This is a genomic window from Lysinibacillus sp. FSL W7-1291 (assembly GCF_038593415.1).
Taxonomy (GTDB): Bacteria; Bacillota; Bacilli; order Bacillales_A; family Planococcaceae; genus Lysinibacillus; species Lysinibacillus fusiformis_D.
This window is the reverse complement of sequence record NZ_CP151994.1, coordinates 310594-335027: the sequence shown is the minus strand read 5'-3', so window position 1 is coordinate 335027 and position 24434 is coordinate 310594. Positions and strand designations below refer to the sequence as shown.

The 24434-nt window shown below is 37.3% G+C and carries 23 protein-coding genes and 1 other annotated feature; of the genes, 6 read left to right on the top strand and 17 right to left on the bottom strand.

The window, feature by feature from the left end; all coding sequences use genetic code 11:
- Positions 1-48 precede the first annotated feature (48 nt).
- Complete coding sequence (locus NST76_RS01590; protein ID WP_271912151.1) at positions 49-1017, bottom strand: zinc-binding dehydrogenase; 969 nt, start codon at positions 1015-1017, stop codon at positions 49-51.
- A gap of 316 nt (positions 1018-1333) precedes the next feature.
- Positions 1334-1598, top strand: a binding site (T-box leader).
- 66 nt (positions 1599-1664) lie between these two features.
- Between NST76_RS01590 and NST76_RS01585 the strand changes: the two genes are divergently transcribed.
- Positions 1665-2897: an MFS transporter gene (locus tag NST76_RS01585; protein WP_342544545.1), complete on the top strand. Its 1233-nt coding sequence runs from the start codon at positions 1665-1667 to the stop codon at positions 2895-2897.
- A 39-nt stretch (positions 2898-2936) separates the two neighbouring features.
- On the opposite strand, the gene NST76_RS01580 is transcribed toward NST76_RS01585, so the two are convergent.
- The gene (locus tag NST76_RS01580; RefSeq protein WP_058843989.1) at positions 2937-3650 is read right to left on the bottom strand and encodes an IclR family transcriptional regulator; all 714 of its coding nucleotides are present in this window, start codon (positions 3648-3650) and stop codon (positions 2937-2939) included.
- 240 nt (positions 3651-3890) lie between these two features.
- Between NST76_RS01580 and NST76_RS01575 the strand changes: the two genes are divergently transcribed.
- On the top strand, positions 3891-5552 hold the full coding sequence (locus NST76_RS01575) for a M20/M25/M40 family metallo-hydrolase (RefSeq protein ID WP_089933109.1): 1662 nt from the start codon (positions 3891-3893) through the stop codon (positions 5550-5552).
- Positions 5553-5607: 55 nt separating this feature from the next.
- On the opposite strand, the gene NST76_RS01570 is transcribed toward NST76_RS01575, so the two are convergent.
- From NST76_RS01570 to NST76_RS01555, 4 genes are all read right to left on the bottom strand, one after another.
- Positions 5608-6561 (bottom strand): methyl-accepting chemotaxis protein, encoded by a 954-nt coding sequence (locus NST76_RS01570; protein ID WP_036118002.1) that lies wholly within the window; start codon positions 6559-6561, stop codon positions 5608-5610.
- Positions 6562-6694: 133 nt separating this feature from the next.
- Positions 6695-7879, bottom strand: a complete 1185-nt coding sequence (locus tag NST76_RS01565; RefSeq protein ID WP_101966972.1) for an NAD(P)/FAD-dependent oxidoreductase — start codon at positions 7877-7879, stop codon at positions 6695-6697.
- Positions 7880-7924: 45 nt separating this feature from the next.
- Entirely contained in the window at positions 7925-8353 is a 429-nt protein-coding gene (locus NST76_RS01560; protein ID WP_036118008.1) for a DUF1641 domain-containing protein, read from the bottom strand.
- 321 nt (positions 8354-8674) lie between these two features.
- Positions 8675-9343 carry a Crp/Fnr family transcriptional regulator gene (locus NST76_RS01555; RefSeq protein WP_036118011.1) on the bottom strand — a complete coding sequence of 223 codons (669 nt, stop codon included), beginning with the start codon at positions 9341-9343 and terminating at the stop codon, positions 8675-8677.
- 101 nt (positions 9344-9444) lie between these two features.
- On the opposite strand from NST76_RS01555, the gene NST76_RS01550 reads away from it, so the two are divergent.
- Positions 9445-10224, top strand: a complete 780-nt coding sequence (locus tag NST76_RS01550) for a class I SAM-dependent methyltransferase (protein WP_342544544.1) — start codon at positions 9445-9447, stop codon at positions 10222-10224.
- Positions 10225-10288: 64 nt separating this feature from the next.
- Here NST76_RS01550 and NST76_RS01545 read toward each other — a convergent pair whose 3' ends face one another.
- The 6 genes from NST76_RS01545 to NST76_RS01520 form a co-directional block, all read right to left on the bottom strand.
- Positions 10289-10585: a cupin domain-containing protein gene (locus tag NST76_RS01545; RefSeq protein ID WP_036118016.1), complete on the bottom strand. Its 297-nt coding sequence runs from the start codon at positions 10583-10585 to the stop codon at positions 10289-10291.
- 2 nt (positions 10586-10587) lie between these two features.
- Positions 10588-11358: an ABC transporter permease subunit gene (locus NST76_RS01540; RefSeq protein ID WP_036118019.1), complete on the bottom strand. Its 771-nt coding sequence runs from the start codon at positions 11356-11358 to the stop codon at positions 10588-10590.
- Positions 11333-12385: an ABC transporter substrate-binding protein gene (locus NST76_RS01535; protein WP_271912144.1), complete on the bottom strand. Its 1053-nt coding sequence runs from the start codon at positions 12383-12385 to the stop codon at positions 11333-11335. Before NST76_RS01535 ends, NST76_RS01540 begins: the two co-directional genes overlap by 26 nt.
- Positions 12386-12404: 19 nt before the next feature.
- Positions 12405-13091: an ATP-binding cassette domain-containing protein gene (locus NST76_RS01530; RefSeq protein WP_036118022.1), complete on the bottom strand. Its 687-nt coding sequence runs from the start codon at positions 13089-13091 to the stop codon at positions 12405-12407.
- A gap of 3 nt (positions 13092-13094) precedes the next feature.
- Positions 13095-13877 carry a class I SAM-dependent methyltransferase gene (locus tag NST76_RS01525; RefSeq protein WP_036118025.1) on the bottom strand — a complete coding sequence of 261 codons (783 nt, stop codon included), beginning with the start codon at positions 13875-13877 and terminating at the stop codon, positions 13095-13097.
- Positions 13878-14557: 680 nt separating this feature from the next.
- On the bottom strand, positions 14558-15178 hold the full coding sequence (locus tag NST76_RS01520; RefSeq protein WP_089934964.1) for a TetR/AcrR family transcriptional regulator: 621 nt from the start codon (positions 15176-15178) through the stop codon (positions 14558-14560).
- A gap of 125 nt (positions 15179-15303) precedes the next feature.
- On the opposite strand from NST76_RS01520, the gene NST76_RS01515 reads away from it, so the two are divergent.
- The 3 genes from NST76_RS01515 (at position 15304) to ugpC (ending at position 19679) form a co-directional block, all read left to right on the top strand.
- On the top strand, positions 15304-17490 hold the full coding sequence (locus NST76_RS01515; RefSeq protein WP_342544541.1) for an MMPL family transporter: 2187 nt from the start codon (positions 15304-15306) through the stop codon (positions 17488-17490).
- 142 nt (positions 17491-17632) lie between these two features.
- Positions 17633-18493, top strand: coding sequence for a helix-turn-helix domain-containing protein (locus tag NST76_RS01510; RefSeq protein ID WP_342544540.1), 861 nt, complete (start codon positions 17633-17635; stop codon positions 18491-18493).
- A gap of 103 nt (positions 18494-18596) precedes the next feature.
- Positions 18597-19679 (top strand): sn-glycerol-3-phosphate ABC transporter ATP-binding protein UgpC, encoded by a 1083-nt coding sequence (gene ugpC, locus NST76_RS01505; RefSeq protein WP_089934958.1) that lies wholly within the window; start codon positions 18597-18599, stop codon positions 19677-19679.
- A gap of 76 nt (positions 19680-19755) precedes the next feature.
- Here the strand turns inward: ugpC and NST76_RS01500 are convergent, their stop codons facing one another.
- The 5 genes from NST76_RS01500 to NST76_RS01480 all read right to left on the bottom strand — a co-directional run bounded on the left by NST76_RS01500 (position 19756) and on the right by NST76_RS01480 (position 24383).
- Positions 19756-20637: a MurR/RpiR family transcriptional regulator gene (locus tag NST76_RS01500; protein ID WP_342544539.1), complete on the bottom strand. Its 882-nt coding sequence runs from the start codon at positions 20635-20637 to the stop codon at positions 19756-19758.
- 62 nt (positions 20638-20699) lie between these two features.
- Positions 20700-21593, bottom strand: coding sequence for an N-acetylmuramic acid 6-phosphate etherase (gene murQ / locus NST76_RS01495; protein ID WP_342544538.1), 894 nt, complete (start codon positions 21591-21593; stop codon positions 20700-20702).
- 5 nt (positions 21594-21598) lie between these two features.
- On the bottom strand, positions 21599-22612 hold the full coding sequence (locus NST76_RS01490) for a BadF/BadG/BcrA/BcrD ATPase family protein (RefSeq protein WP_342544537.1): 1014 nt from the start codon (positions 22610-22612) through the stop codon (positions 21599-21601).
- Positions 22599-23426, bottom strand: a complete 828-nt coding sequence (locus NST76_RS01485; protein ID WP_051891576.1) for a carbohydrate ABC transporter permease — start codon at positions 23424-23426, stop codon at positions 22599-22601. The genes NST76_RS01490 and NST76_RS01485 overlap by 14 nt, the downstream gene beginning before the upstream one ends.
- A gap of 12 nt (positions 23427-23438) precedes the next feature.
- Positions 23439-24383 (bottom strand): sugar ABC transporter permease, encoded by a 945-nt coding sequence (locus NST76_RS01480; protein ID WP_342544535.1) that lies wholly within the window; start codon positions 24381-24383, stop codon positions 23439-23441.
- Positions 24384-24434 lie beyond the last annotated feature (51 nt).

The following is a 24434-nucleotide window of genomic DNA, read 5'->3' as shown; positions in this document are numbered from 1 at the left end:
AGAAATGGAAAGATGGCACTATTATTGACGTGTCATCTTTTTGTATTTTTATATTTTAATAAGAATTTTCCCTTGATGCTTGCGGCTTTCCATCAATTCATGTGCCTTTTTCATTTCTTCTAAGGCAAAAATTTTAGCAATGGGGACCTGAAAGCCATCTTCTTTTATTAAAGAAAAAATAGCCTGTGCAACCTGTTGCAACATTTCTGGCTTTGAAGCTCTAGTCGTGCCTAAGCTGAAGCCTTTTATAGTACGGCAGCTACTATGTAAATCTGATGTTTTAATATTACCAGCTCTACCTCCACTATTGCCGAATTGTACAAGAGTGCCATAAGGCGCTAAACAATTCAAACTTTCCTCTGTTATAGCACCTGCTATCGAATCAAATACAATATCAACACCATGTCCCTCCGTTAGTTCATGCACTTGTGTACTGAATTGATCATATGTGAGAACATGATTTGCACCAAGCTGATACACGATTGGAGCTTTCTCTAAATTACTCACAGTCCCAATAATCTGCTTTGCCCCTAGCTTTTTTGCCATTTGGATGAGCATTGTCCCTACTCCACCGGAAGCAGCATGTATCAAGACGGCATCATGCTGACCAATAGCTGCTATTTGATGTGTTAGCATATACGCCAAAAATGAAACCGTCGGTACATCTGCTACCTTGTCAATTGGTACATCACTAGGAATTTTAAAAACCAGCTGTTCCTTAGCTACAACAAATTCTGCATAAGCTCCATTTTTAGGGAATGCGATGACTTGGTCGCCCTTTTGAAAGTTACTGTTATCATCGAAGACCTCTTCTACAACACCTGCAACATCTAAGCCAAGAATCATTGGGAAATTGGCTTTAGCTTTATTGCCTGTGCGGTTTTTAATATCTGCATAGTTCACACTCGTATAAGTTGTGCGTATTAGGACTTCGCCTTTAGTCAAAGTAGGCTCTGAACAGTCTATATAGTTTAAAACTTCTGCCTCACCAAACTCATGGATCACAATAGCTTTCATTCATTTCTCCCTCCTTGTTAAGAAAAATTATATACTAAATTTAGAATGGATGGATAATCTTCCTGACAATGGACTGGAGCAATAATGCTAGTCTAAAACAACAAGTGGTTTTGCCAATTAGGACGATTAACAAAGGCTCACTATTCACAGAAAAAATAGTACAACTAACGACATTGGATCTTACCATTTTGAAGAATCTCGATCACTTACTTAAAGTTGCGTCAACTGTTGCTTGACCATACAAATTATCAGTAAAGGAATTGACGAAATTTTCAGATCACACTTTACCAAAATTATGTACATATGATACACTAGCAAAAATACATTGAAGAGAAGAGTAAATAAGGCTGTTCTTCCCAGAGAGCTCGGGTCGCTGAAAACGAGCAAGAACGAATTATTGAAACAAGTCTCGGAGTAGCGCATTGGACTTCTATTTGAATGATGGTGCGACGGGAACTCCCGTTATAGAGTTACAGTATAAACATAAGTAATTATGTCGTACTGAAAAGGCTATTATGGTGACATAGTAGTGAACTAGGGTGGCACCACGTGAGTATAAATTCCACAATCTCGTCCCTAAGACTAATCGTCTTGGGGGTGGGATTTTTTATTTTGCAGATCTTGACTTTGCTTAAGGAGGAATTGATATGAAGAAATCTTTAGAGAACTGGCGTTATCCTGCCATCCTATTATGTAGTATTGGTGTTTCCAGTATTGGCGAATGGATTTATTTTATCGCCTTAAATCTTATTGTATTAAATCTTACAAAATCAGCTCTTGCTGTCTCTGGCTTGTATATTGTAAGAGCAATCTCATCTTTGCACACTAATTTTTGGGCAGGAAGCCTTATCGATCGCTATAATAAGAAACATTTAATGATTACTTTAAATCTTGTGCAATCTATACTAATTGTTATACTTCCCCTCTTCTATAGCTTAGCGTGGATGTATACGCTAGTTTTTATCATTACAGTAGCTAGCTCTATGTATCATCCAACCTCGATGACCTACATCACTAAATTAATTCCTATAGCACAAAGGAAACGTTTTAACTCATTACGTAGCTTGCTGGACTCAGGGGCTTTTCTAACTGGACCAGCAATTGCCGGCTTTCTATTTACACTAGGAACACCCAATATGGCTATATACTTAAATGCCTTTGCTTTATTTTTATCAGCCTGTATAACGTTCAACATGCCGAGTGTTGAAACCTTTAAACGACTAAAGTTTGATAATGCTATAGAAAAAAAATCCCTTTGCCAAGTACTATTTCATGATTGGCAAATGGTCATACGCTTTAGCTTAAAAAATATATATGTAATGAGCGTCTATTTATTGTTTAGTGCTACCATCGTCTTGATGACAGCGACTGATTCTTTAGAGGCTGCCTTTGCAACTCAAATACTTGCTTTATCAGAGGGACAATATGGAATTTTAGTTAGTATTGCTGGAATAGGTGTATTAATTGGCTCATTCATCAATTCAGCGGTTGTTGAAAAAGTGTCCACTGCCTGGTTGATTGGTATGGGATCTCTTCTAACAGCATTAGGCTATTTGGTGTTTACTTCATCCTTCACTTTTCTTATTGCTGCTCTAGGCTGCTTTCTATTATCATTTGCGACTGCCTTTGCAAATACAGGATTCTATACCTTTTATCAAAATAATATCCCATCTGAGAGCATGGGGCGAATAGGCAGTATTTATGGATTCTTGGACGCATTTTTCATCATTCTCTTAACAGCCATTTTTGGCATTACTGCTGAACTAATCACAATACGATTTGTCGTCGTGAGTGCCTCCCTTGTTATGATCATCGTCGCTATTATTTTATTGTTTTTAAATATACAATCCTCTAAGTCCCATTACTATGAATATGACTAAAGAACATAAAAATAGGTCTTTTCCTTAAATAGGAAAGACCTATTTTATATGCCCGAGTTCTTGTGAGAGAAGGTAGGCTGTTTTGGTTACTTCTTTCACAATACCCTCTAATTTTTCATCATCTGTATCATATTCAAAGCATTCTGCACTGATAGCTGCAATTGGTTTCTCATCCAAATCAAAAACAGGCGCTGCAACAGAAACGGTTCCCTTTGTTTTTTCACCGTAGCTAATAGAGTAGCCCATCTCTTTAATTTGTTGAAGTTGCTCCATCACTTCATAATTCTCTGAAAAAGTAGCTTGGATTTCTTTGCTTGAAAAGGCTAGTAGCACTTTATTGGCAGCCCCGATTGGATAAGGAATTTTTTCACCAATCATATCTATGATTCGGACGTTTTTTGGGCTGTCTACTCTATCAATAATGATTGAGCTAAATTGTTTGGGAATATTTAAATATGTAGTTTCACGAACATTATTTGCAAGCTCTTCTAATAATGGATGTGCTTTTTCTCGAATATTTGTATGATGGTACATTTTCATTCCTAGTTGTAACCAAGTATACCCTAAACGAAATTCCTTTTTTTCCTCATTTCTTTCTACTAAATCGAAAGTTTCTAATGTATACAATAGACGATAAATCGTACTGCTCGGTAAATCTGTTTCATTGTAGATATCTTGCACAGAATAGAATTTCTTCGGTTGTTTAGCTAGTACATTAATAATCAACATTGCTCTTTCAATAGATTGAATCATCACTACTCCTCCTTTTATTCATTTTAACGAATTTTTACTCATTTAAATAGACTTCCTAGCGAATAAATTAATAATAAATAACAGAATTTTATAAAAATTAAAATTGACTATTACACGTTTTTCTTATATGATATTTTCATATTCCACTATACGGATTAATTTTCATATAATGAAAACAATTGAACTGAAATGGTTGCTAATTTGAATGATATGTAGTCGAACAAAAAAGGAGCAATATACATGTGTCAACAACTAAGTCAATTACCACTTGCAACACATATCGAAGAGCTTACAAAAGAATTAGTCCATATTAATAGCATTAATGGTACAAATGGTGAAGGGAAAATCATTGAGTTCATCTATGAAAAAATGCAAGCATTCCCTTATTACCAAGAAAACCCTACATTTCTTTGGACGACAGATGTGAAGCATGATCCGATCGGACGCAAAAATCTCTTTGCATTCGTAAAAGGTCCTAATGAAACAAAGAAAACAATTATTTATCATGCCCATTTGGATACGGTCGATATAGAGGATTATGGTCATCTAAAGGAGTTTGCTTTTTCCCCTTACAAGCTTGAGGAGTTCTTTGGAAAATATGAAGGAAACGCTGAAGTACAAAAGGATGCTCAAAGTGGCGATTGGATGTTTGGACGTGGGGCTGTAGATATGAAAAGTGGTGCCGCTGTCCATGTGGCGAATATTCAGTATTTCACACAGCATCTTGAAGAATTAGATGGAAACCTACTTCTAATTTTAAATGGTGGTGAAGAGTCAGAGCATAATGGGATTATTGATGCATTAGATGAACTTAGTCATTTAAAAATAGCACATGGGTTGGATTTTCTAATGGCAATCAATACCGATTTTACAACACCATTATACGGGGATGATCCACATCGTTATATTTATACAGGCGTTGCTGGTAAGCTTCTTCCCGCATTCTATATCTACGGACGTGAGGTACATGTGGGTGATACATTAAGTGGTATCGACCCGAATTATATAGCAGCTAAAATTACTGAACGCATTCATAATAACTTAGCATTGACTGAGCAAATTACAGGTGAAACGATACTCCCACCTACTTGCTTATATCAGCGTGACACAAAGGAATCCTACACAGTTCAAACAGCATCTACAAGCCAAATTTATTTTAACTATTTTTTATATGAAGAATCTCCAGCCCATGTCGTCAGTAAACTAAAAGCTGTTACACAGCAGGCATGTACTGAAGCAGAACAATACTTACAACTTCAATATGAAAAATATAGTGAATGGTCCAATGTCCCAAAACGCTCTTTGTCCTGGCATATTGAGGTGGTGACGTATGATGAACTGATTTCATACTTGAATGAAAAAGGTGTTCAAACTGAGGCTATTCTTGCAGAGGTAATGAAAAAGAATGAAGGAAAGGAATTACGCCAACAGTCATTTGCTCTTGTGGATGCCCTACAAAAGGCCGATCCAGAACATCAACCTCGTGTTGTCTTATTTTTTGCACCACCATTCTTACCACATAATTATTTAAAGGAAAATGTGGTAAGAGATCAAGCATTGAAACAAACTATTGAGCATATTGTCAAAGAGGTTGCTATGGAAACAGGTGAGCTATTCCAAGTTAAACGCTTCTTCCCTTACTTAGCTGATGGTAGTTTCTTATCTATTCATGCGACAGAGGAAGAACTACAAGAATTGCTTCATAATTTTCCAGAATGGAATACCCTTTATCCCCTACCCTTTGACAAAATAAAAGCACTAAATATCCCTTCCGTTACAATGGGTGTATATGGGAAAGACGGCCACAAATGGACTGAGAGAGTTTACAAACCTTACTCCTTTGGCGTTTTACCAAAACTCATACAGAAAACAACTAAAGCAATATTCCAATCAAACCATTAATCTAATCAAAACACCATTCGATTCATTAAGAATCGAATGGTGTTTTTTTATGTATCTACATTTTATTCGGGAAGCATTTCACTTTATCTACAGCTTCTAGTAATTTTTTGGTTACTATTTCCGATTCATCAATATGTTCTGTTAAAACTTTATTCGTTTCATCAAATAGCGCTGTTGTTGTTTGGAATTTACTCATAACATCCTCAGTCGATATTTTTTGACTATCAATATATTGTAGCAATTCCTTCACTTCACCCTGCACATTCATAATGATTTGGAGTAAAGCATTGATTTGCTCAGAAGTATCTGTACTTTTTTGTAGGCCCTCTGTTACTAGCTGCATATTATTTTTATTATCTTCATAGGCTTCAGAGATTTGTTCCTCTATTTTTTTCGTAAGGTTTACAATATCTTCTGTGCTTGACTTTGTATTTTCTGCTAATTTACGTACTTCTTCTGCAACAACTGAAAACCCTTTGCCATGTTCGCCAGCTCGTGCTGCTTCAATTGAGGCATTCAAAGCAAGTAAATTAGTTTGGTTGGAAATCTCACTAATCACTTTGACAATATCCGTTATTTGCTTTGATCGTTCACTTAAATGATTCATGCTATTTGTTGTTTTTCTTGATTGTTCACCTAGCTCATCAATAACATGCTGTACTTCCTTAACCGCTTGTTTGCTATCAATCGATAAAGAAACCATTTTATCTGATGAGACAATTAAAGAACTACCTTTTTCAAGTGCATGTCCAGATATGGTATTTGATTGTATTGTACTATCTTCTACTCTATTAAATTCTTTTAATATTTCAGTAACCATCTCTCCTAAAATGATATGCTGGTTATTGACTATATCATGTTGTCCAATCGTTGAAATTAGTTCTTTATGTAGTTCATTGAGGAAAATCTGAAATTCATGATCCTTCTTATCTAGCTTTGCATTCAGTTCATCAATTTTAGCCTTAAATTGCTCTATATCTTCTTTTTTTGATTGAAACATTGTTAACATAGCCTATCACCCCAGAAAGTAGATTATTGAATATGTATTTAGTTTACTGGATTTAAAGTGATTAATATACATTTTTAGAAAAAAACACTCACTCCTATCAGCGTAATCCCGATAAAAGTGAGTGTTTTATTTATTAATAAGCTAAACCGAATAAAGCTTTAATATGTGTTAAATAACGAATATTTGAAGCTTCTTTCATTAATGTTGCAGGAAGACCTTTAAGCTCTGTGTTGCTTGCGCCAATTGTAGCGACAGCATCTTTACGACCTAAGCTTGCAAGTGTACCTGAGTTTACTGCTGAGAATGATTTCATCTCTTGGTTTCTGTATTGTGCAAATACATTATAACCAGCGCATTCACCCATTTGCCATGCAACTTGTGCAGTTGGAGCGTATAATGGACGACCTCCATCAGCAGGTAGAGCTACTGATGCATCACCAATAACAAATACATCTTCGTGAGAAGTAGATTGTAAGAATTCATTAATTGTTGCTTTACCACGATCAGCTGCTAAACCTGATTCACCTACGATTGGTAGTGGAGCTACCCCACCTGTCCATACAAGTGTGTTTGCAACGATTGGTTCACGATCTTTTAATGAAATAACATTGCCGTCAACACCCGTTACAGGCGTACCTGTAATAAATTCTACACCGCGTTTTGTTAAGCTTTCTGTAGCGCGTTGGATCAGTGTATCTGGAAGTACTGGTAAGATTTTTGGACCAGCTTCAACAAGTTTAATTTTAAGGTCAGCAAAGTTAACACCGTGTTTTGCAGCGATTTTCGGGAAGTTGTCCACAATTTCACCAACAAGCTCAACGCCTGTTAAACCGCCACCGCCAATAACGATTGTTGCATCTGCTTCATCTTTAGATTGTGCGTATGCTTTAATGCGGTCTTCGATATGCTTGTTAATTTTGTTAGCATCATTTACTGATTTAAGGACCATAGAGTTTTCTTCTAATCCTGGGATACCGAAGAATCCAGTTTGGCTACCTAAAGATACTACAAGCGTATCGTAAGTTAATGTATAGCCATTATCTAAATCAACTTTTTTATTATCTACATTGAATTTTGATACTTTTGCAATGTGTAAGTCGATATCTAAACCTTTAAAGATTTTTTTAAGTGGTAATGCAACAGCACCTTCTGCAATTGTACCACCTGCTAAACGGTGAAGCTCAGTGATAATTTGGTGTGTTGGGAATTGGTTTACTACAGTAATTTTAGCTTCATCAGCTGATAGATACTTACGTGCTGTTAATGCAGTTAAAACGCCAGCGTAACCTGCACCTAAGATGACGATTTCTTTTGACATGATTAATTAATCCTCCGTCCTTACGAATTGAATTTACCTTGAGTCTTATTTAGCTTTGCGTTCTGAGCTTACTTGTAAGAAAGCATTAACAAAACGGAAAACATTTTGAACTTGAGGGTCTTTTAACATTTTCACAAGACCGAATAAACCAATTACTTCTTGGCTTTCAGATGCACGGTCTTTCGCTTCAATTGCAGTTGCTGCAAGGTTTTTCGCAGAGCCTACTACAGGACCAGCCATTTCTGTTACTGCTCCAACAGTATCATTTTTAAGCACTTCGTCTGTTGCAACAGCTTGAGCAAACTCGTATGATTTCGTTAATAATGTCATCATTTCAGTTAACTTTGGTAATTGCTCAACTAAAGTTGTAAGTGATTCTTGAACTTCAGGCTTTAATAATTGATCTAGTACATCTAATTGCTCTTTACTCACAGTTACTTGTTCAGCCTGTGTTTGGTTATTCGTTTCTGACATTTTGAACTCTCCTTTGCCATCACTAGTACTATTTTTTATTGCTTACATGTAAAAAAGACCATTAAGGTAAAACTTAACAGTCGTTACAGCGTATATCTTACACAATCACCAGTCACAAGGGCTGGATAGCGATTCGTATGACTTGTTATTACAATGTTTACTTTAAATCGCAAAAAGCGCATCATAATACCATCCTTATCTTGTCTTGGTGACATTACAACCTTCATTATAAGACTGTTTGTACATTATTTCAATGAGCTATATCACAATTTCGACAATATTTTCAAAACTCATTGATTTTATCAACTATTAACTGTCTTACTATAATAAATTTTCCAAAGCATCATAATTTTTTATGATAATTCTTTTTCCTGTCATCTCTATATAACCTTCCTTTTGAAATGCAGATAAACGACGGCTTAATGTCTCTCTTGTAGTATTCAATAAAGAGGCTAAATCTTTTTTTGTAAGTGTCAATAAAAATGTATCGCTTCCTGCTGTAGCAGCAGATTTTAAAACAAAGGCAGCCAGTCTTTCACTTACCTCTTTAGAAACAGCTTCACTCAATTGATTTTCTGTCTCCTCTAATCGTGAGGAAAGCTGGGCAAGCATATGAAACAGCGTAACAGGCGTACCTGCTAAGATCTTCATCAGTTCCTCACCATCAAGTGAGCAAATTTCAGTTTTTTCTAGTGCCTCTACTGTCGATTTTTGCGGCTCATTATTAAACAATGTAACATCCCCAAAAAATTCTCCTGCTTCCAAAACTCTCATAACGTACTCCCGACCGTCTGTAGAAATATGAGATACTTTTGCACGGCCATACCTTACGATAAATAATTTTTTCTTCCGGTCACCTGCGAGTAAAATAATTTCTCCCTTATCAAAATGATGATGTGTAATAATGTGTGAGATTTCTTCCATTTCATGTGCTTTTAGATGTTGAAATATTGGTACCTTTGAAAAACAGTATTGTTTTTGACAGTTCATTTATCTACCTCCAAATTTGACATATATCACAGTAATTAATGTTATATTACCTTTATAATAGTGAGAATAATAATCATTTTCAATAAAAGGAGGATACATAAATGACTAAACAAACTTTAAACTACGAAAAAATGCCTGGTCATTGGCTCTTAGCGAGCTTAGGAAAAACGGTACTTCGCCCTGGTGGCATTCAAATGACATGTCAAATGCTTCAACATTTAGCCATTAAAGAACAGGACTATGTAGTAGAATTTGCACCTGGACTTGGCACTACTGCAAAAATGACATTAGCAAAAAATCCAATCTACATAGCCGTTGAACGTGATGAGGAAGCTGCAAAAAAGGTAAGAGAATATTTAAATGGGGATAATCAACGCTGTATCATTGGTAGTGCTGAGCAAACTGGTTTACCAGATGCATGGGCTACTGTTGTCTACGGTGAAGCCATGTTGACCATGCAATCAACTAAACAGAAAAATGCCATTATTAGCGAGGCAAAAAGACTATTAAAGCCTGGTGGTATCTATGCCATACATGAGATGTGCTTAACACCATCTACTATTACTAGCACTCAACGTGAAGAGATTCGTAAAGATTTAGTCCAAGCTATAAAGGTCAATGCTCTACCATTAACAGTAGAGGAATGGGAAGATGCTTTAAAGCAACATGGTTTTACTATAGAACATGTAGAAACGGCACCTATGCATCTCCTTTACCCGAAACGCTTAATTGAAGATGAAGGCTTATTCGGCGTTCTAAAAATCATCAAAAATGTAGTAATAAATTCGAAAGCTCGTAAGCGCGTACTTTTTATGCGTAAAACGTTTATGAAGCATAATCAAAACCTACAAGGCATCTCTATCATTGCGCGTCTGCCTTAATAACATCACTTAAAGTTCAGCTAAAAATGAAGCATAGAAAAAGCTCCATTCGCTAGGAGCTTTTTTATTTCAATTTAATCACAATCAAGCGAACATCTGTAATAGCTTCTAAGCTGTGCTTCTCAGATGGGTTTAAGGCTAAGATGGTATCCTGTGTTAAAATTTCTTCCACCCCTTCAATAATAAAGCGAACTTCCCCAAATTGAACAATAATTAAAACTTCATTGTCTGTATGATGCTCAGGAATTTTTTCACCTGCTCGCAATTGAATGTTTAAAACATCTGCACCCTCAATACTGCCCAATTTACCAATATGCTTTTTCTTCTCTTTTAGCATTGCTTGAACTTGTATAATTGTCATTGTCATTCCTCCCTATTCCATGTCATCATTTTTGCTTTTAATGGGTTTAAAATAAAACTATCGATTGCTAAAATTATTAGTACACTTATCAACGTCCAAGCGAATACTTTATCCGTATTAATATTGATGCGTGCCATCGTTAAAGCCGCTCCAATACCACTATTCGTTCCTAATAGTTCAGCCATAATGGTCATTCTTACTGCACCTCCTGCCGCCAGCGAACAGGCTGTAAAAAATGGCACCATCAGACTTGGTAATATGATGAAACGTAACTTTTGCCATGTTGATTTTTGATAGACGGTCGCCATTTGTAAGAGTTGATTATCTATTTGTCGATAACCATTAGCAATATTAATATAAAATGTTGGAAACACTAAAATACTTACGACAAATATTGGTATGATTGAATTAGTACCAAACCATACCATTGCAACTACGACTAAAATAATAGGTGGAATACCTAATAAAAATGCAATAACTGGGCGGAACATTTCATAAATAACTGCAAATCTACCCGCCAATAAACCCGATAAAATTGCCAAAAACATACCGATTGATAAACCTACTACCATACGAACCATTGTTAAATAAAGTTGATGAAGCAACTCACCACTTACTATAAGTTGCCATAGTGCTGTTAGTGTTTCATATGGAGAGGGTATTAAAATGCTCGGGAAATTTAAAGATAATAGTGTCCAAATGAGCACGATGCCACTGCAAGTGCTCATTTGAATAATCAAGCTTTTTTTACGGTTCATAATAGAAATCATCATCCGGTAATTGCCCACCAATAATATCTGGCGATAGTGAAGCTAGTTGTTCAAAGAAAAACTCAAGCTCTTCCTTGGCTTCTTGCGCCGTGACAAATTCGATATTTAAATAAGGTAATAATCCTGCAATAAAGGTTGGATCAAGCCCTTCTTGATATGATGCCAATAGCTCACCAGCAGCTTCAGGATTATCTTTTAAAAATTGAATAGATTCCTCTATTTTTGCTTGTAGCAATGCTACAGTTTCTGGGTGCTCTTGAATTAATGCCTTATCCACAACAAGGCCAGCTTGAGGAATACGCGGTGCCTTTCCTGTTGCTGCTGCCCATTCCTCTTGTAGACTCATTGATTTTTGTAGGGCAATTCCCTCTTTTTTCGCCTTCGCAATAACAAGGGAAGCAGTATGCTCTGGTAATACAGCATATTGTGCTTTGCCAGCCGCTAATAATTGGACAACCTCCTGAGGAGTTGCTGTATATTCCACCGTTAAATCTTTCTCTATATCTAGCCCGTTTTTCTGTAATAAATACTGAAATACTAATGCTGGCATATCTCCCTTAAATGGTACATGGACCGTTTTACCTTTTAAATCCTCCCATGATATTGCTTCACCCTCTGGTCCAATAAAATATAAAATACCCCAAATTAATGTATTTACCAATTGAATGTCTACACCTTTATTGTAAAGGTTAGCACCTACATATGTTGGCACAGCAGACACTTGCACCTGACCTCCACTGATACGTGCACGTAATTCGTCAGGAGTATTCCAAGTTAGAAACTCAACATCCTCTGCACCTTCTAGTAACGATTTATCATCAATCATTTTATAGAGTGGTGCAGCAATCGAAATACCTGCCGGTGCCTGAATAGTCATTTTTTCAACCTTTGATACACTTGGTTGTTCAGTAGTAGCTTGTACACTTTTCTCTGGTTCTTGATCTTGCTTTGCTTTTTCTGTATTGCCACAAGCCGTTAAGACAACTGTAAGACATACTATTAAAAGACTTACTATAGGCCATTTTTTCATAGCATACTTTCTCCCTTATTTAAAGTTGTAATAATTGATATTCAATATTTTTTATATAATCAAAGTTACGATGTTTTCTTGGTGTATCTAAAACTATTTCCTTGTAGATTCCTTCATTTGCATACGCAATATTAATAATGCGGTCTGCTACCGTTGCAGCTTCTTCATAGTCATGAGTTACATAAAACATACCTACTTGCTCATTTTCTATTAAATCAATAAGGTCCTGCACAAGTTCTTTTTTTATCCAATAATCTAATGCTGAAAAAGGTTCATCCATCATAATAAGCTTAGGCTTGCATGCAAATGCTCTAACAATTGAAACTCGCTGCTTCATGCCACCAGATAATTGCTTAGGAAACGCATCCATTTCATTGTCAAGCTTAACGCGAGCTAATAGATTCATAATTTGAGATCTATCTACTACACCATTACAGCTAAATGTGACATTTTCATATAATGTACACCATGGTAATAACCTTGGTTCTTGAAATACATAACCCAATTTATCTGTGATGCATGTAATATGACCAGATGTTGGCTGTAGTACATTCGTTGCAAGATGTAAAAAGGTAGTTTTTCCACATCCTGAAGGTCCAACAATAGCCACCACTTCGCCTTCTTGCAAACTTAAATGACAATCTTTAATAATTTGCTTCGTTCCAAAAAATTTAGATACGTGTTCAAATTGAATTGCTGTTTTCATTGGCTATCCTTGCTTTTTTGCAATGATGGTAATGTGACCAAAATGATGGCGAGCATGATCAAAATGCTCAATTATTTCAAGGAAATATTGCTCATCATCCGAATTTTTCCGTGCATTTTCAATGATACGTATTAAACCATCTAAGCCCTCATCTCGTATAAGCCCTACCAAAGATACTAAGTGGAGTTCTCCAGTATGCACATCTACAGGTTTGAATCCTGTATTTTCAACTAAAGTTTGCCAATGCTGCTTTGATAGTGGCTGTGCCTTCACAACAATGACATTACGCAGTGCCTCAATTTCATCAGTAACACTTTCTTCACTTGATGCTTTAACAACTAAATCATGTGTTGCTAAAATACCGCCTGGCTTCAAAACCCTCCTATATTCAGCTAAAGCCTGTTCTTTTAATTCCTGTGGTAGCATTGTGAGCATCGCTTCATTTATAACCACATCGAAGGTTGCATCATCAAATGGTAATTGTGTAGCATTTCCTTGTTGAATTTGAACGAGATGCTGTACATTTTCACGAATAATAATTTCTTTTGCTTTTTGAACTGCCTCTTTATTAATATCAATTCCACTTACTTTAGCATTGTATGCTTTAGCAATATGTATTGCTGTCGCTCCTGTATTCGTAGCCACCTCTAGGACATGGCTATCTTCATGTAGCTGACAAGCCTCTAATATTCGGTTCGTAGCCTCCTTTCCACCTGGACGTAAAATTGTCTTTCCTAACTTCGCTAAAAAGAGATGTGTAGGTAAACGCTGTTCTGTCGAATTCATTTTTTCTCCTCCTCTGTCATCTATAGCTACACTATAAATGAGAATCATTATCAATGTATGTGACCCATATCACAATTAAAGGAGTTACCTCAAATAATGAGATAACTCCTTTAATTGTGTTGAAAAATAAAACAATCCATAGAGTTTTGGTGACAGGTGAAAATGGATTTCCGTTGCAGGCTACTTGCTTTCCTGTGGGCGAGCGCATAGCCGCTCCGTTTAGAGGCTTGCCTGTCTCACTATCCCACGGGAGTCAAGTAGCCTTCCACTCCAACCTACAAAATGTTACCTTTTTAGCAGAGGTTTTCAAATAAATGAAGGTGTTTACTACTCTTTATGAAGAGGTGTTGTCACTCATTAAGAATACAGATAATGGGCGATTTGATCGCTATGCTACTATGAAAAAAGTTAAGACATTTTGCCGAATGGTTGATTGGAGTGGAGCCAGCGTCACTCCTAGGGGATTTAGCGTCACAGAGGAGACCCTGGAGCGAACGGAAGTGAGTGAAGCGGCTCATCGGACGCCCCCTGGAAAGGACGCTGGCGGAACGGAAATCAACCCCCACCTTGCTAAAAGGTCGTTTTCTGCTAGTGACATGATCTTTTTTCAACAACATAAAAGGAGTTACCTCAAATAATGAGATAACTCCTTTTATAAAAAATTACATAATCATTAAGTTTTATTTATTTTCAACAGACAGCCAAAAGAAATTTGTTACTTCCTTTGCCGTCACATCTACTGAGCCTAGCAAAGTTTTACCGTCGCCATCTTTAAAATATCCTACTGTCATTAATGCCATAAAGTTATGAGCGAAAAATTTAGCATTTCCTTTTCGAATCGTGCCATTATCCATCTCCACTTGCATGGTCTGCTCTATTGTTTGATACATATCATTTTCAGATGCCTGTACTTGTTTCAGCTGTGGTTCCGATAAATTGATGGTTGCCTCTTTCATAAAATTTTTCATATCAATATCGATAGTCGCTGATAAATGAACTGCCACAAGCTGCTCTAATCGCTCTTTAAATGGTATAGGCTGCTCTAAAATTTCTAGGATAGATAGCTTGATTCGATCCATCATAGCAATTAATGCAGATGTATATAATTCACCTTTAGTTGGGTAGTAGTAATAGATAGTCGCCTTTGTTACGTTACAAGCTTTAGCTACATCATCCATCGAAATATTTTTGTAGCCTTCTTTAATAAAAAGTCTTGTGGCCGTTTCAAGGACAAGATCTTTTGTTGGTTTCGCATTTCCATCATGGCGAGGTCTCCCGAGAACACGCGGTGATTGTTTCAACAAGTTCGCCTCCTTAAATTAAGCATACTTTTTACACATAGTATAACATATGAATATTTCTAGGTTGATTAATTAACCTTCTAGTATATATAATTAAATCACTTACATGAAATGGAGGTCTTCTCATGAAAAAACATCCACTTGAGCAATGGGGCTCAATGGTTGCAAGTAAAAAGGGTCGCTTATTAGCATTAGCTTTTTGGGTGTTATTAGTAGTGGTGCTGTCGTTTGCATGGCCACAAATCAATAGTATAGAAAGTGAATCCGGTAAAAATTTACCTGATACTGAAATGTCTGAGCAAGCAGCGGCGATTATTGCTGAGCAATTCCCTAACGATGCTGGAACACCTTTATTACTAGTTTGGCATCGTGACAGTGGTCTTAGCATTGATGATTTTACGGCTATCCAAGGTGTTTATAGCGAGCTTCAGGCAAAGCCCTTAGCCCATCAAACAATGATCCCACCATTTGATCAAATGCCACCACAGGCTTTAATGACTTCCGCTTCCGAAAATGGCACAACGATTGTGACACCAGTGTTTTTTGAAAAAGATGTCGCTACAGATATGCTACAGGATAGTTTAGATCATCTGACAAAGGTAATGGAACGCTATCAAGTTCAATTAGATGAGAAATTATCCAGTGATGCACTCCATGTCCGCTATTCTGGACCAGTTGGGATTGCCACTGATGCTGTCAGTTTATTTTCACAGGCAGACGTGAAATTATTAATAGCAACCGTATTGCTCGTTTTAGTATTACTTATTATCATTTATCGTTCACCATTACTGGCTATTATTCCTTTAATTGTTGTAGGTCTTGCCTATGGTGTTATTAGTCCGACACTTGGTTTCTTTGCTGACCAAGGATGGATAGATAAGGATTCGCAAGCAGTATCCATTATGACTGTTTTACTCTTTGGTGCAGGTACTGATTATTGTTTATTTTTAATTTCTAAATATAGAGAAATTCTCTTAGATGTTGAGGATAAGACTGCTGCTATGAAGCTGACTGTCAAAGAATCAGGTGGTGCCATTTTAATGAGTGCTTTGACGGTTGTCATTGGTCTAGCTACTCTTAGTCTTGCTCATTATGGTGCATTCCAACGCTTTGCTGTGCCATTTAGCTTTGGCGTGCTTGTAATGGGGATTGCAGCACTTGTTGTCCTACCAGCTATTCTTGTCATAATAGGACGTGTAGCTTTCTTTCCCTTCATCCCTCTTACTGAGGAAATGGCAAATAAAAAAAGTAAAAAGCAGCATAAACCTTCACATAAGGTTAGTCATAAAATCGGACGCTTTGTTACACATAAACCATGGATTGTTATTGCTGTAACAGTCATTTTACTCGGGGGATTGGCAGCATTCGTTCCACGTATTCAATACACGTTTGATTTGCTTTCATCCTTCCCAAAAGATATGCCGTCCCGAGAAGGCTTTACTTTAATAGAAGAGAATTTTTCTCCTGGAGAGCTAGCTCCTGTTCAATTGGTTATTGATACTGAAGGTACCGATATTAATTTACAGCAACAACTTGCTGACATCTCTTATATTGATAGTGTTGCAGATGTACAAACTGGCGATAAAAATAAGGCTATTCAATTGTACGAATTAACTTTCAATGTCAACCCCTATGCAAAGGAATCATTAGCCCATATTCCTGAGCTTCAAGCTGAGGTAATTAAAATGTTGGAGGTACAAGGGCTCACTAGTGCTGAGAAGCATGTTTGGATTGGTGGAGAAACAGCCAGCCAATACGATACACAACAAATAACTAAGCGTGATGAAACCGTGATCATGCCAACCATGATTGCTTTAATCGCATTATTATTGTTTGTTTATTTACGCTCTATTACTGCTACGGTTTATTTATTAGCAACCGTTATTATTTCCTACTTTGGAGCATTAGGTGCTGGATGGCTAATTTTGCATCATATCATGGGTGCAGAAGCCATTTCTGGAGCTATACCACTGTATTCCTTCGTGTTCCTAGTAGCACTCGGAGAAGATTATAATATCTTTATGATCTCAGAAATTTGGAAAAAGCGTAAAACCGCTGATCATTTAACAGCTGTAGAAGAAGGTGTCGTCCGAACAGGAAGTGTTATTACATCCGCTGGACTCATCTTGGCAGGTACATTTGCTGTGTTGGCAACTTTACCGATTCAGGTGCTTGTTCAATTTGGTGTCGTTACAGCCATTGGTGTGCTTCTCGATACATTTATTGTACGTCCATTGCTTGTACCAGCAATCACAACAGTACTAGGTAAATATGCATTTTGGCCAGGGAAGTTATTTAAAAAAGAGGCCTAAACAGATAACACGGACATTAGATAAGTATGCCTATCATACTTGCTAATATCCGTGTTTTTTCTATTAATACTATAAACATTTCATCATATAATTATACTAATCTAACCTAATTACTCTCCATTCAAATAAAGGAGTGGCATAAATGGACCTTCAAAAACTACAGCAACGCTTCCCATTATTAACCCCCTTTTCAGGTAAAACAGACGGAAACTATGTATTTAATTTTGACAACCATCTTTATGAAATTCCAGCACATACCGTGACACAAAGTGAATTTGAGCTGTTGCAAATTTTCTCAGATCCCATTGCCTTGCCATATGACTATGATAGGATTTGGCTTGATTATTTAACAGACCTAACGGATATTGCTCCATCTATCCTTCCTCTGCATCGTTTGTTATTTCTTCACTTCGACAAAGATTTTACAGCACCTGCATTACTCCGCACAATCTTTGAAGCTTTACTAGGAAAGGATATTTTCATGCTATCCATACATCCACAATTATTTGTCATAATCGAATGTATTAAGGGTGATGAAATATTAAATTTTGCTCATTATCTTGATCCATTAATCGAGGATTTACAGGCTCATTTTAAGATTTTCGTATCTGATGTTATACCAGATGTATCGACGACTAAGGAGCGATTTAGCTGGTATGTCCACCTTCAACAATTTATTTGGACCTATACACCAAAGCATGTACTCACACAGCAGGAGCTTTTAGTGCCACATGTCATGCAGCGTATAGAGTCACATGAAAAAGAGATTTTTATTTCCTCTATCTTAAAAAGTGCCACCTCTCAGCCTGAATTACTCCATACGATAAAGCAATTGATTGAATATGAAGGGAATATCACATTAGCTTCTAAAAAAATGTATATGCATCGCAATACACTACAAAATCGCTTAGAAAAATTTCAGCTATTGACGCAAAAGGACATTCGGCATTTTTCTCATCGACTAGATGTTTATTTCGCAATTATTTTCTTAGAATCACTTTAGGTTAACTGCACAATTAATGGCCTCAACACTGTGCACTGTTTCTCTATCACTCTGTGCTGAAGTTATTTACAATAAAATTATGTCTTACAAAGGGGTGTATATTATGGCGGAATTACGGTTAGAGCATATCTATAAAATTTACGATAAAAATATTCAGGCTGTAACTGATTTCAATCTGCATATTCATAATAAAGAATTCATTGTGTTTGTAGGTCCATCTGGCTGTGGAAAAACCACAACTTTGCGTATGATTGCTGGCTTAGAGGACATATCAAAAGGAGAACTCTATATTGATGATGTCCTAATGAATGATGTGGAGTCAAAAGATCGTAGTATTGCCATGGTATTTCAAAGCTATGCTTTATATCCACATATGACAGTCTATGATAATATGGCGTTTAGCTTAAAGCTCCGAAAGGTCGATAAAAAGGAAATAGATCACCGCGTCAAAGAGGCTGCTAAAATATTAGGTTTAGAGGATTATTTAAAAAGAAAGCCAAAAGCTTTATCAGGTGGACAACGTCAGCGTGTGGCTCTTGGTCGAGCTATTGTTAGAGACGCTAAAGTATTTTTAATGGATGAACCTCTTTCTAATTTGGATGCCAAATTACGTGTGCAAATGCGTGCTGAAATCCAGAAACTCCATCAACGAATTCAAACAACTACAATCTATGTTACGCATGACCAAACAGAGGCTATGACAATGGCTACTCGCCTCGTCGTGATGAAGGATGGTCTTATTCAACAAATCGGGACGCCAAAGGAAGTATATAATACACCTCATAACATGTTTGTGGCAGGCTTTATTGGTTCACCATCAATGAACTTATTCCATTGCCACCTTACAGAAACAGAGATCCTTTTAGGAGAGCAGAGCTTCCCTATCCCATCCATGTACGTACCATTGTTAAAGGAAAAAAATTATTTAGGGAAAGAGATTGTTATGGGTATACGTCCTGAGGATTTACAAATTACGGATGTCGTTTCTCCTTTTGCTTTTAAGGCAACTATTGATGTTACTGAATTACTAGGTGCAGAAACTTATCTTTATTGTTCTTTAAACAATCAAAATTTCATTGCACGCGTACAGGCTGACAATAATTTACACCCATCCGATAGGGTTTCCTTTGTCATGAGGGAGGAAAAAATCCACTTCTTTGACCCTGAAACAGAAGAGCGCCTTTAAGCATACACTCTAGCGACTACAGCTGAATCGAAACCAAAAACGAAGACGATACTATGGGATAATAGATCGCCTTCGTTTACTTTATTTTATTTTTTCGTTTCGCCACTTTTTTATGCAGCCCTTGAATGACTGAACGTGTTTCGTCTAAATAGTCAACTGTCTGCTCATAGGCACTCGTCACGACTCCCATAAATAAAATATCAATGACGAGTAGTTGGGCAAGGCGTGAGGAGGTTGCACCACTTCTAAAAGTAGCTTCAACATTTGGAGATACATATAAACGAATATCCGCTAAATTAGCTGCTAAAGAACTACCATAGCGCGTTAAACTAATTGTAGTTGCCGGTGTTTCCCTAGCTATCTCAAGAATTTTAGCCACTTCATGTGTTTCTCCAGAAAAGGAAATGCCCACTACGACATCTCCCTCCTGTGCATTGACTACCGCTGTAGCTCCTAAATGTAGGTCCATAAAAGCTCTACTATTTTTATTGATTCTTAAAAATTTTTGATCTGCATCCATTGCTGCTATACCTGAAGCACCCACTCCAAAAAATATAATTTTACGAGCTTGTGATAAAGCAGTGACGGCACGCTCTAATTCAACTATATCTATTAAATTAGCTGTTTGTGCCAAAATTTCACTACTTTGCATCGTCACCTTTTCTACAATCGATGGCAATGCTTCATTTGCTTCAATATCCCTATCTACTGTTTTCGTATGTTGTAAATCACCAGCGATACGTAATTTCAGCTCTTGAACACCACTTATATTTAACGATTTACACAGACGAATGACAGCCGCACTACTTGTATGACTTGCTTCTCCCAATTCAACCGCAGTCATTTTAATTGCCTGTGTTGGGTAGTCTAAAATAAAGCTCGCTACCTTTTTTTCTGAAGGAGGTAGCTTCTCTCGCATTTCTGCAAGCATAATTAAGCCAGCATTAATTTTGTCCATTCTTCCATCCTCATCTCTTGTTGAATGGAGGTTTCCATTCACATCTCGCATCAAAACTTTCTTCATTCCACTGCTCTACGTACATGCCCTTCGGATTGGGCTAGTAATTCCGTTGCTTCTTCTATTGTTGTATTCGTCAGTAGCATCACAATCGATAGCTTCACTTGAAAATTAGTTTGCTCCAAAACACTTTCAGCCTGACTATAAGCAACACCTGTCACATCACAAACTATTTGTTTGGCTCGCTCTCGCAATTTAAAGTTACTAGCATGGACATCCACCATTAAATTTTTATAGACTTTGCCAAGCTTGATCATTGTGGCTGTTGTAATCATATTCAGTATTTGTTTATGGGCAGTGGCAGCCTTTAATCTTGTAGACCCTGTCAAAATTTCCGGACCAGTAATCACCTCTATCGCAATGTCCGTATACTGACTAATGGCAGAATGAGAATTACTAACTAAGCTGATGGTTTTCGCTCCTATTTGCTGCGCGTATATTAATGCCCCCTTCACAAAAGGTGTTCTACCACTTGCCGCAATTCCAATCACTACATCGCGGTTTGTTAGCTGTCGTTTCTTTAATTCTGCTTCGCCTAATGACAGATCATCCTCCGCTCCTTCTACGGCAATCATGACTGCCTCTTCCCCACCAGCCAATATTGCCTGTACAAGCACTGGTAAGGTACTAAATGTGGGCGGACATTCCACTGCATCAAGCAAACCAATTCGCCCACTCGTCCCTGCACCTACATAAAATAAACGGCCACCATTCTTCAGTGCATGAACAATAGCTGTAATAGCTTGTTCAATCTCAGGTAAAACTTTGGCTATGGCTAACGGTATTTTTTTATCCTCTTCATTCATCAGCTTTACAATTTCAGCAGTGGACATTAAATCTAGATTTGTCGTATCTGGATGGTAGCCTTCAGTCGTCAGTTTTGTCATGCGTTCCATTGAATTTAAATCCCTCCCACGCTCTTTTCATGGATGCTCATCCAAGTTTCTTTTACCGTTTGCTGTAAAGCTTCTGTCATTTGAATCCCCTCACTCAAAAGCCCATTAATGAAAGCCCCAATAACAGGTGGCACTTCAGGTTGTATGAGCCGATTATGCCTAGTTGCTAGCCGTAATGTCTCTTGAAAACATTGCTTAAAATAAAGATTTTCAAATAAACCCCCACTTATGACAATAGGCCAATTTTTCACTTGTGGTTCTTTTTTCAGCATCGTTTGGAGGAATTGCACTAAATGATGAACAGCCTGTTCGATAATATTCTTTGCTTTATCATTCTGTTGTTCAGCTAAACTTAACACCGTCCGAGCTATAGAGGCTATGAGGACACGTGGTTGTGGATGATCATAAACATGGGTAATGATGTCAGTAGGATTTGTTAATGTTAACTGCTCTAAAATGGCCGCAGTAAAGACATCTCCATTCATGCCAAAAACATCATAATGCTGAGCAATTACACGCAATGCCTCTTGCCCAATATAGTAGCCACTGCCTTCATCTCCAAATAAATAACCCCATCCTCCAACACGACTAACTTGATGATCTTTCCTGACAGCGTATACGATGGAGCCTGTGCCTGCTATTACAACGAGCCCTTGCTGGGTAAATGTACCGCTAGTAAGAGCCGCTACTGCATCATTGGTGATCGTTACCTTACAAGAGCTAGCAGGGAAAATGAAACCAATCCATTGCTCCCAGCGGACTTTATCTACTTGTCGATCTCCTCCTGCCACACATAAGAACACAGTCGAAACATCACTCTTTGTCGCAGCTATCTTTTGTAATAACTGGGCTAGTAGATGCTCAATCTGTATCCTTACCACGTTTGGTGGTGTCGCCTTCATATTTGTTCCGGCTCCTTCAACAACTGCCAGCACTTCTCCTTCTTTCGTTCCGACTACTGCGCGAGTTCTCGTTCCGCCTCCATCTACCGCAATAATGTATTGTCTATTTAATAGCACCAGCCGTCAGCCCTTCCATAAATTGCTTTGAAGCAATGAAGAATAATAGGATCATTGGTAATGATGCTAATGTTAGGCCTGCAAACAGCGAGCCCCAATCTGCGGAATGTTCCCCAAAGAGTGACATCATTCCAACAGGTATCGTCCGTTTCATTTTCTCTGTAATAAAAATAAGCGGGAAGAAAAAATCATTCCATGCAGCGATAAAGTTAATAATGACGACTGTTCCAAGTGCCGGTCTCATTAACGGTAATACCACATGCCAAAGGACTCTTAAGTTTCCTGCCCCATCTATACGGGCAGCCTCTTCCAGCTCATAGGGCATCGTTTTAAAAAAGCCTGTTAAGATCAGCATGGATAATGGTATGCCTGTCGCCATATTCATCAAAATTAAAGACCATAAGGAATTAATTAATCCTAAATCACGCATTAAAATAAAGAGCGGTACAATACCTAGCTTTATAGGGATCATCATGCCTAATAAAAAAATAAAAAACAATGCATGATTCCAAGAAAATTGAAAGCGAGCAATATAAAATGAAGCCAATGAACAAACAACAACAATCAATACAACAGATACAACGCTAACAAACAGGCTGTTTAAAAAATACGTTGTAAATGGGATTTTAGATAATAATGTACGGTAAGTCTCTAAGCTAAAGCTAGTTGGTAAGCCTAATGGATTTTTGTAAATGTCCACGCTTTTTTTAAATGAAGATAAAATCATTAACAAAATGGGATATAAACTAATGGTCGCCACCGTAAATACCACAAGATAATAAAAAGGTCGAACCCATATTGCACCTTGCTTCACTATATTCACCCCTTACATTTGGACATCCCTTTTATTGGCCAAGCGTAAAAACACCGTGGTACAAACTAAAATAAATAGGAATAGTACCGTTGCTAGCGCAGAACCTAGCCCAATAGCTGTCGCTCCAGAAGCTGTAGAGCTACCAAATGCCAAGCGATAGAAAAATACAGCTAAAGTATCTGTAGAATAATATGGCTCTCCCATGGAGCCCTGCATCGCATATACAAGCTCAAATGCCTCAAAGGACTGGATAAACGTTAAAATTCCCGTGATCATAATAGATGGCACCATTAATGGCAAATAAATAGTGCGTAATAATGTAAAGCCTTTGGCACCATCCAATTTTGCTGCTTCAACTAACTCACTTGGAATTCCTTGAAAGCCAGCTAAAAATATTAAAACGCCAAAACCAAGCCCAAACCAACAATTCACTAAAATAATCGCTATTAAAGCTGTTCCAGGATCTCCAAGCCAAGCCTTTTGTAAGGTTTCAAGACCCAATTTCTCTAAAATAACATTTAAGGTACCAAAATTAGGATTTAAGATGAGCTTCCATAAGAAACCTACTACGATTACTGATAATAATCGTGGTAGAAAGAAAGCCGCCTTAAAAAACGCCGCTCCCTTAACTTTTTGGTAGATAATAAATGCAAGAAAGAATGCTAATCCATTCATCACTACCATTTGCAAAACAAAATACAGGACATTATGTTTGAAGGCGTTCCAAAACATTGAGCTATAAGGTTCTGTCGTAAAAAGCGTCACAAAATTTTGGAAGCCAATGAAACCGCCACGAGCCATCCCTTTCCATTCAAAAAAACTATAGGATAAAGCTGCTACTATCGGATAAAGCACAAACATTCCGTATACTATTAGTGCAGGAATTGGGAAAAGATGTATTGTCCATTTTGCCCATGATTTCCTCTTTCTTGACGATGAAGCTGTAGATTCTTTCATGCTGAACAGCCCCCTTTCATCATAATGAGACAACAAGACCCCTATACACCT

Coding starts and splice junctions, on each gene's coding strand:
- NST76_RS01590 (WP_271912151.1), bottom strand. CDS start 1,017: ATGAAAGCTATTGTGATCCATGAGTTTGGTGAGGCAGAAGTTTTAAAC.
- NST76_RS01585 (WP_342544545.1), top strand. CDS start 1,665: ATGAAGAAATCTTTAGAGAACTGGCGTTATCCTGCCATCCTATTATGT.
- NST76_RS01580 (WP_058843989.1), bottom strand. CDS start 3,650: ATGATTCAATCTATTGAAAGAGCAATGTTGATTATTAATGTACTAGCT.
- NST76_RS01575 (WP_089933109.1), top strand. CDS start 3,891: ATGTGTCAACAACTAAGTCAATTACCACTTGCAACACATATCGAAGAG.
- NST76_RS01570 (WP_036118002.1), bottom strand. CDS start 6,561: ATGTTAACAATGTTTCAATCAAAAAAAGAAGATATAGAGCAATTTAAG.
- NST76_RS01565 (WP_101966972.1), bottom strand. CDS start 7,879: ATGTCAAAAGAAATCGTCATCTTAGGTGCAGGTTACGCTGGCGTTTTA.
- NST76_RS01560 (WP_036118008.1), bottom strand. CDS start 8,353: ATGTCAGAAACGAATAACCAAACACAGGCTGAACAAGTAACTGTGAGT.
- NST76_RS01555 (WP_036118011.1), bottom strand. CDS start 9,343: ATGAACTGTCAAAAACAATACTGTTTTTCAAAGGTACCAATATTTCAA.
- NST76_RS01550 (WP_342544544.1), top strand. CDS start 9,445: ATGACTAAACAAACTTTAAACTACGAAAAAATGCCTGGTCATTGGCTC.
- NST76_RS01545 (WP_036118016.1), bottom strand. CDS start 10,585: ATGACAATTATACAAGTTCAAGCAATGCTAAAAGAGAAGAAAAAGCAT.
- NST76_RS01540 (WP_036118019.1), bottom strand. CDS start 11,358: ATGATGATTTCTATTATGAACCGTAAAAAAAGCTTGATTATTCAAATG.
- NST76_RS01535 (WP_271912144.1), bottom strand. CDS start 12,385: ATGAAAAAATGGCCTATAGTAAGTCTTTTAATAGTATGTCTTACAGTT.
- NST76_RS01530 (WP_036118022.1), bottom strand. CDS start 13,091: ATGAAAACAGCAATTCAATTTGAACACGTATCTAAATTTTTTGGAACG.
- NST76_RS01525 (WP_036118025.1), bottom strand. CDS start 13,877: ATGAATTCGACAGAACAGCGTTTACCTACACATCTCTTTTTAGCGAAG.
- NST76_RS01515 (WP_342544541.1), top strand. CDS start 15,304: ATGAAAAAACATCCACTTGAGCAATGGGGCTCAATGGTTGCAAGTAAA.
- NST76_RS01510 (WP_342544540.1), top strand. CDS start 17,633: ATGGACCTTCAAAAACTACAGCAACGCTTCCCATTATTAACCCCCTTT.
- ugpC (WP_089934958.1), top strand. CDS start 18,597: ATGGCGGAATTACGGTTAGAGCATATCTATAAAATTTACGATAAAAAT.
- NST76_RS01500 (WP_342544539.1), bottom strand. CDS start 20,637: ATGGACAAAATTAATGCTGGCTTAATTATGCTTGCAGAAATGCGAGAG.
- murQ (WP_342544538.1), bottom strand. CDS start 21,593: ATGGAACGCATGACAAAACTGACGACTGAAGGCTACCATCCAGATACG.
- NST76_RS01480 (WP_342544535.1), bottom strand. CDS start 24,383: ATGAAAGAATCTACAGCTTCATCGTCAAGAAAGAGGAAATCATGGGCA.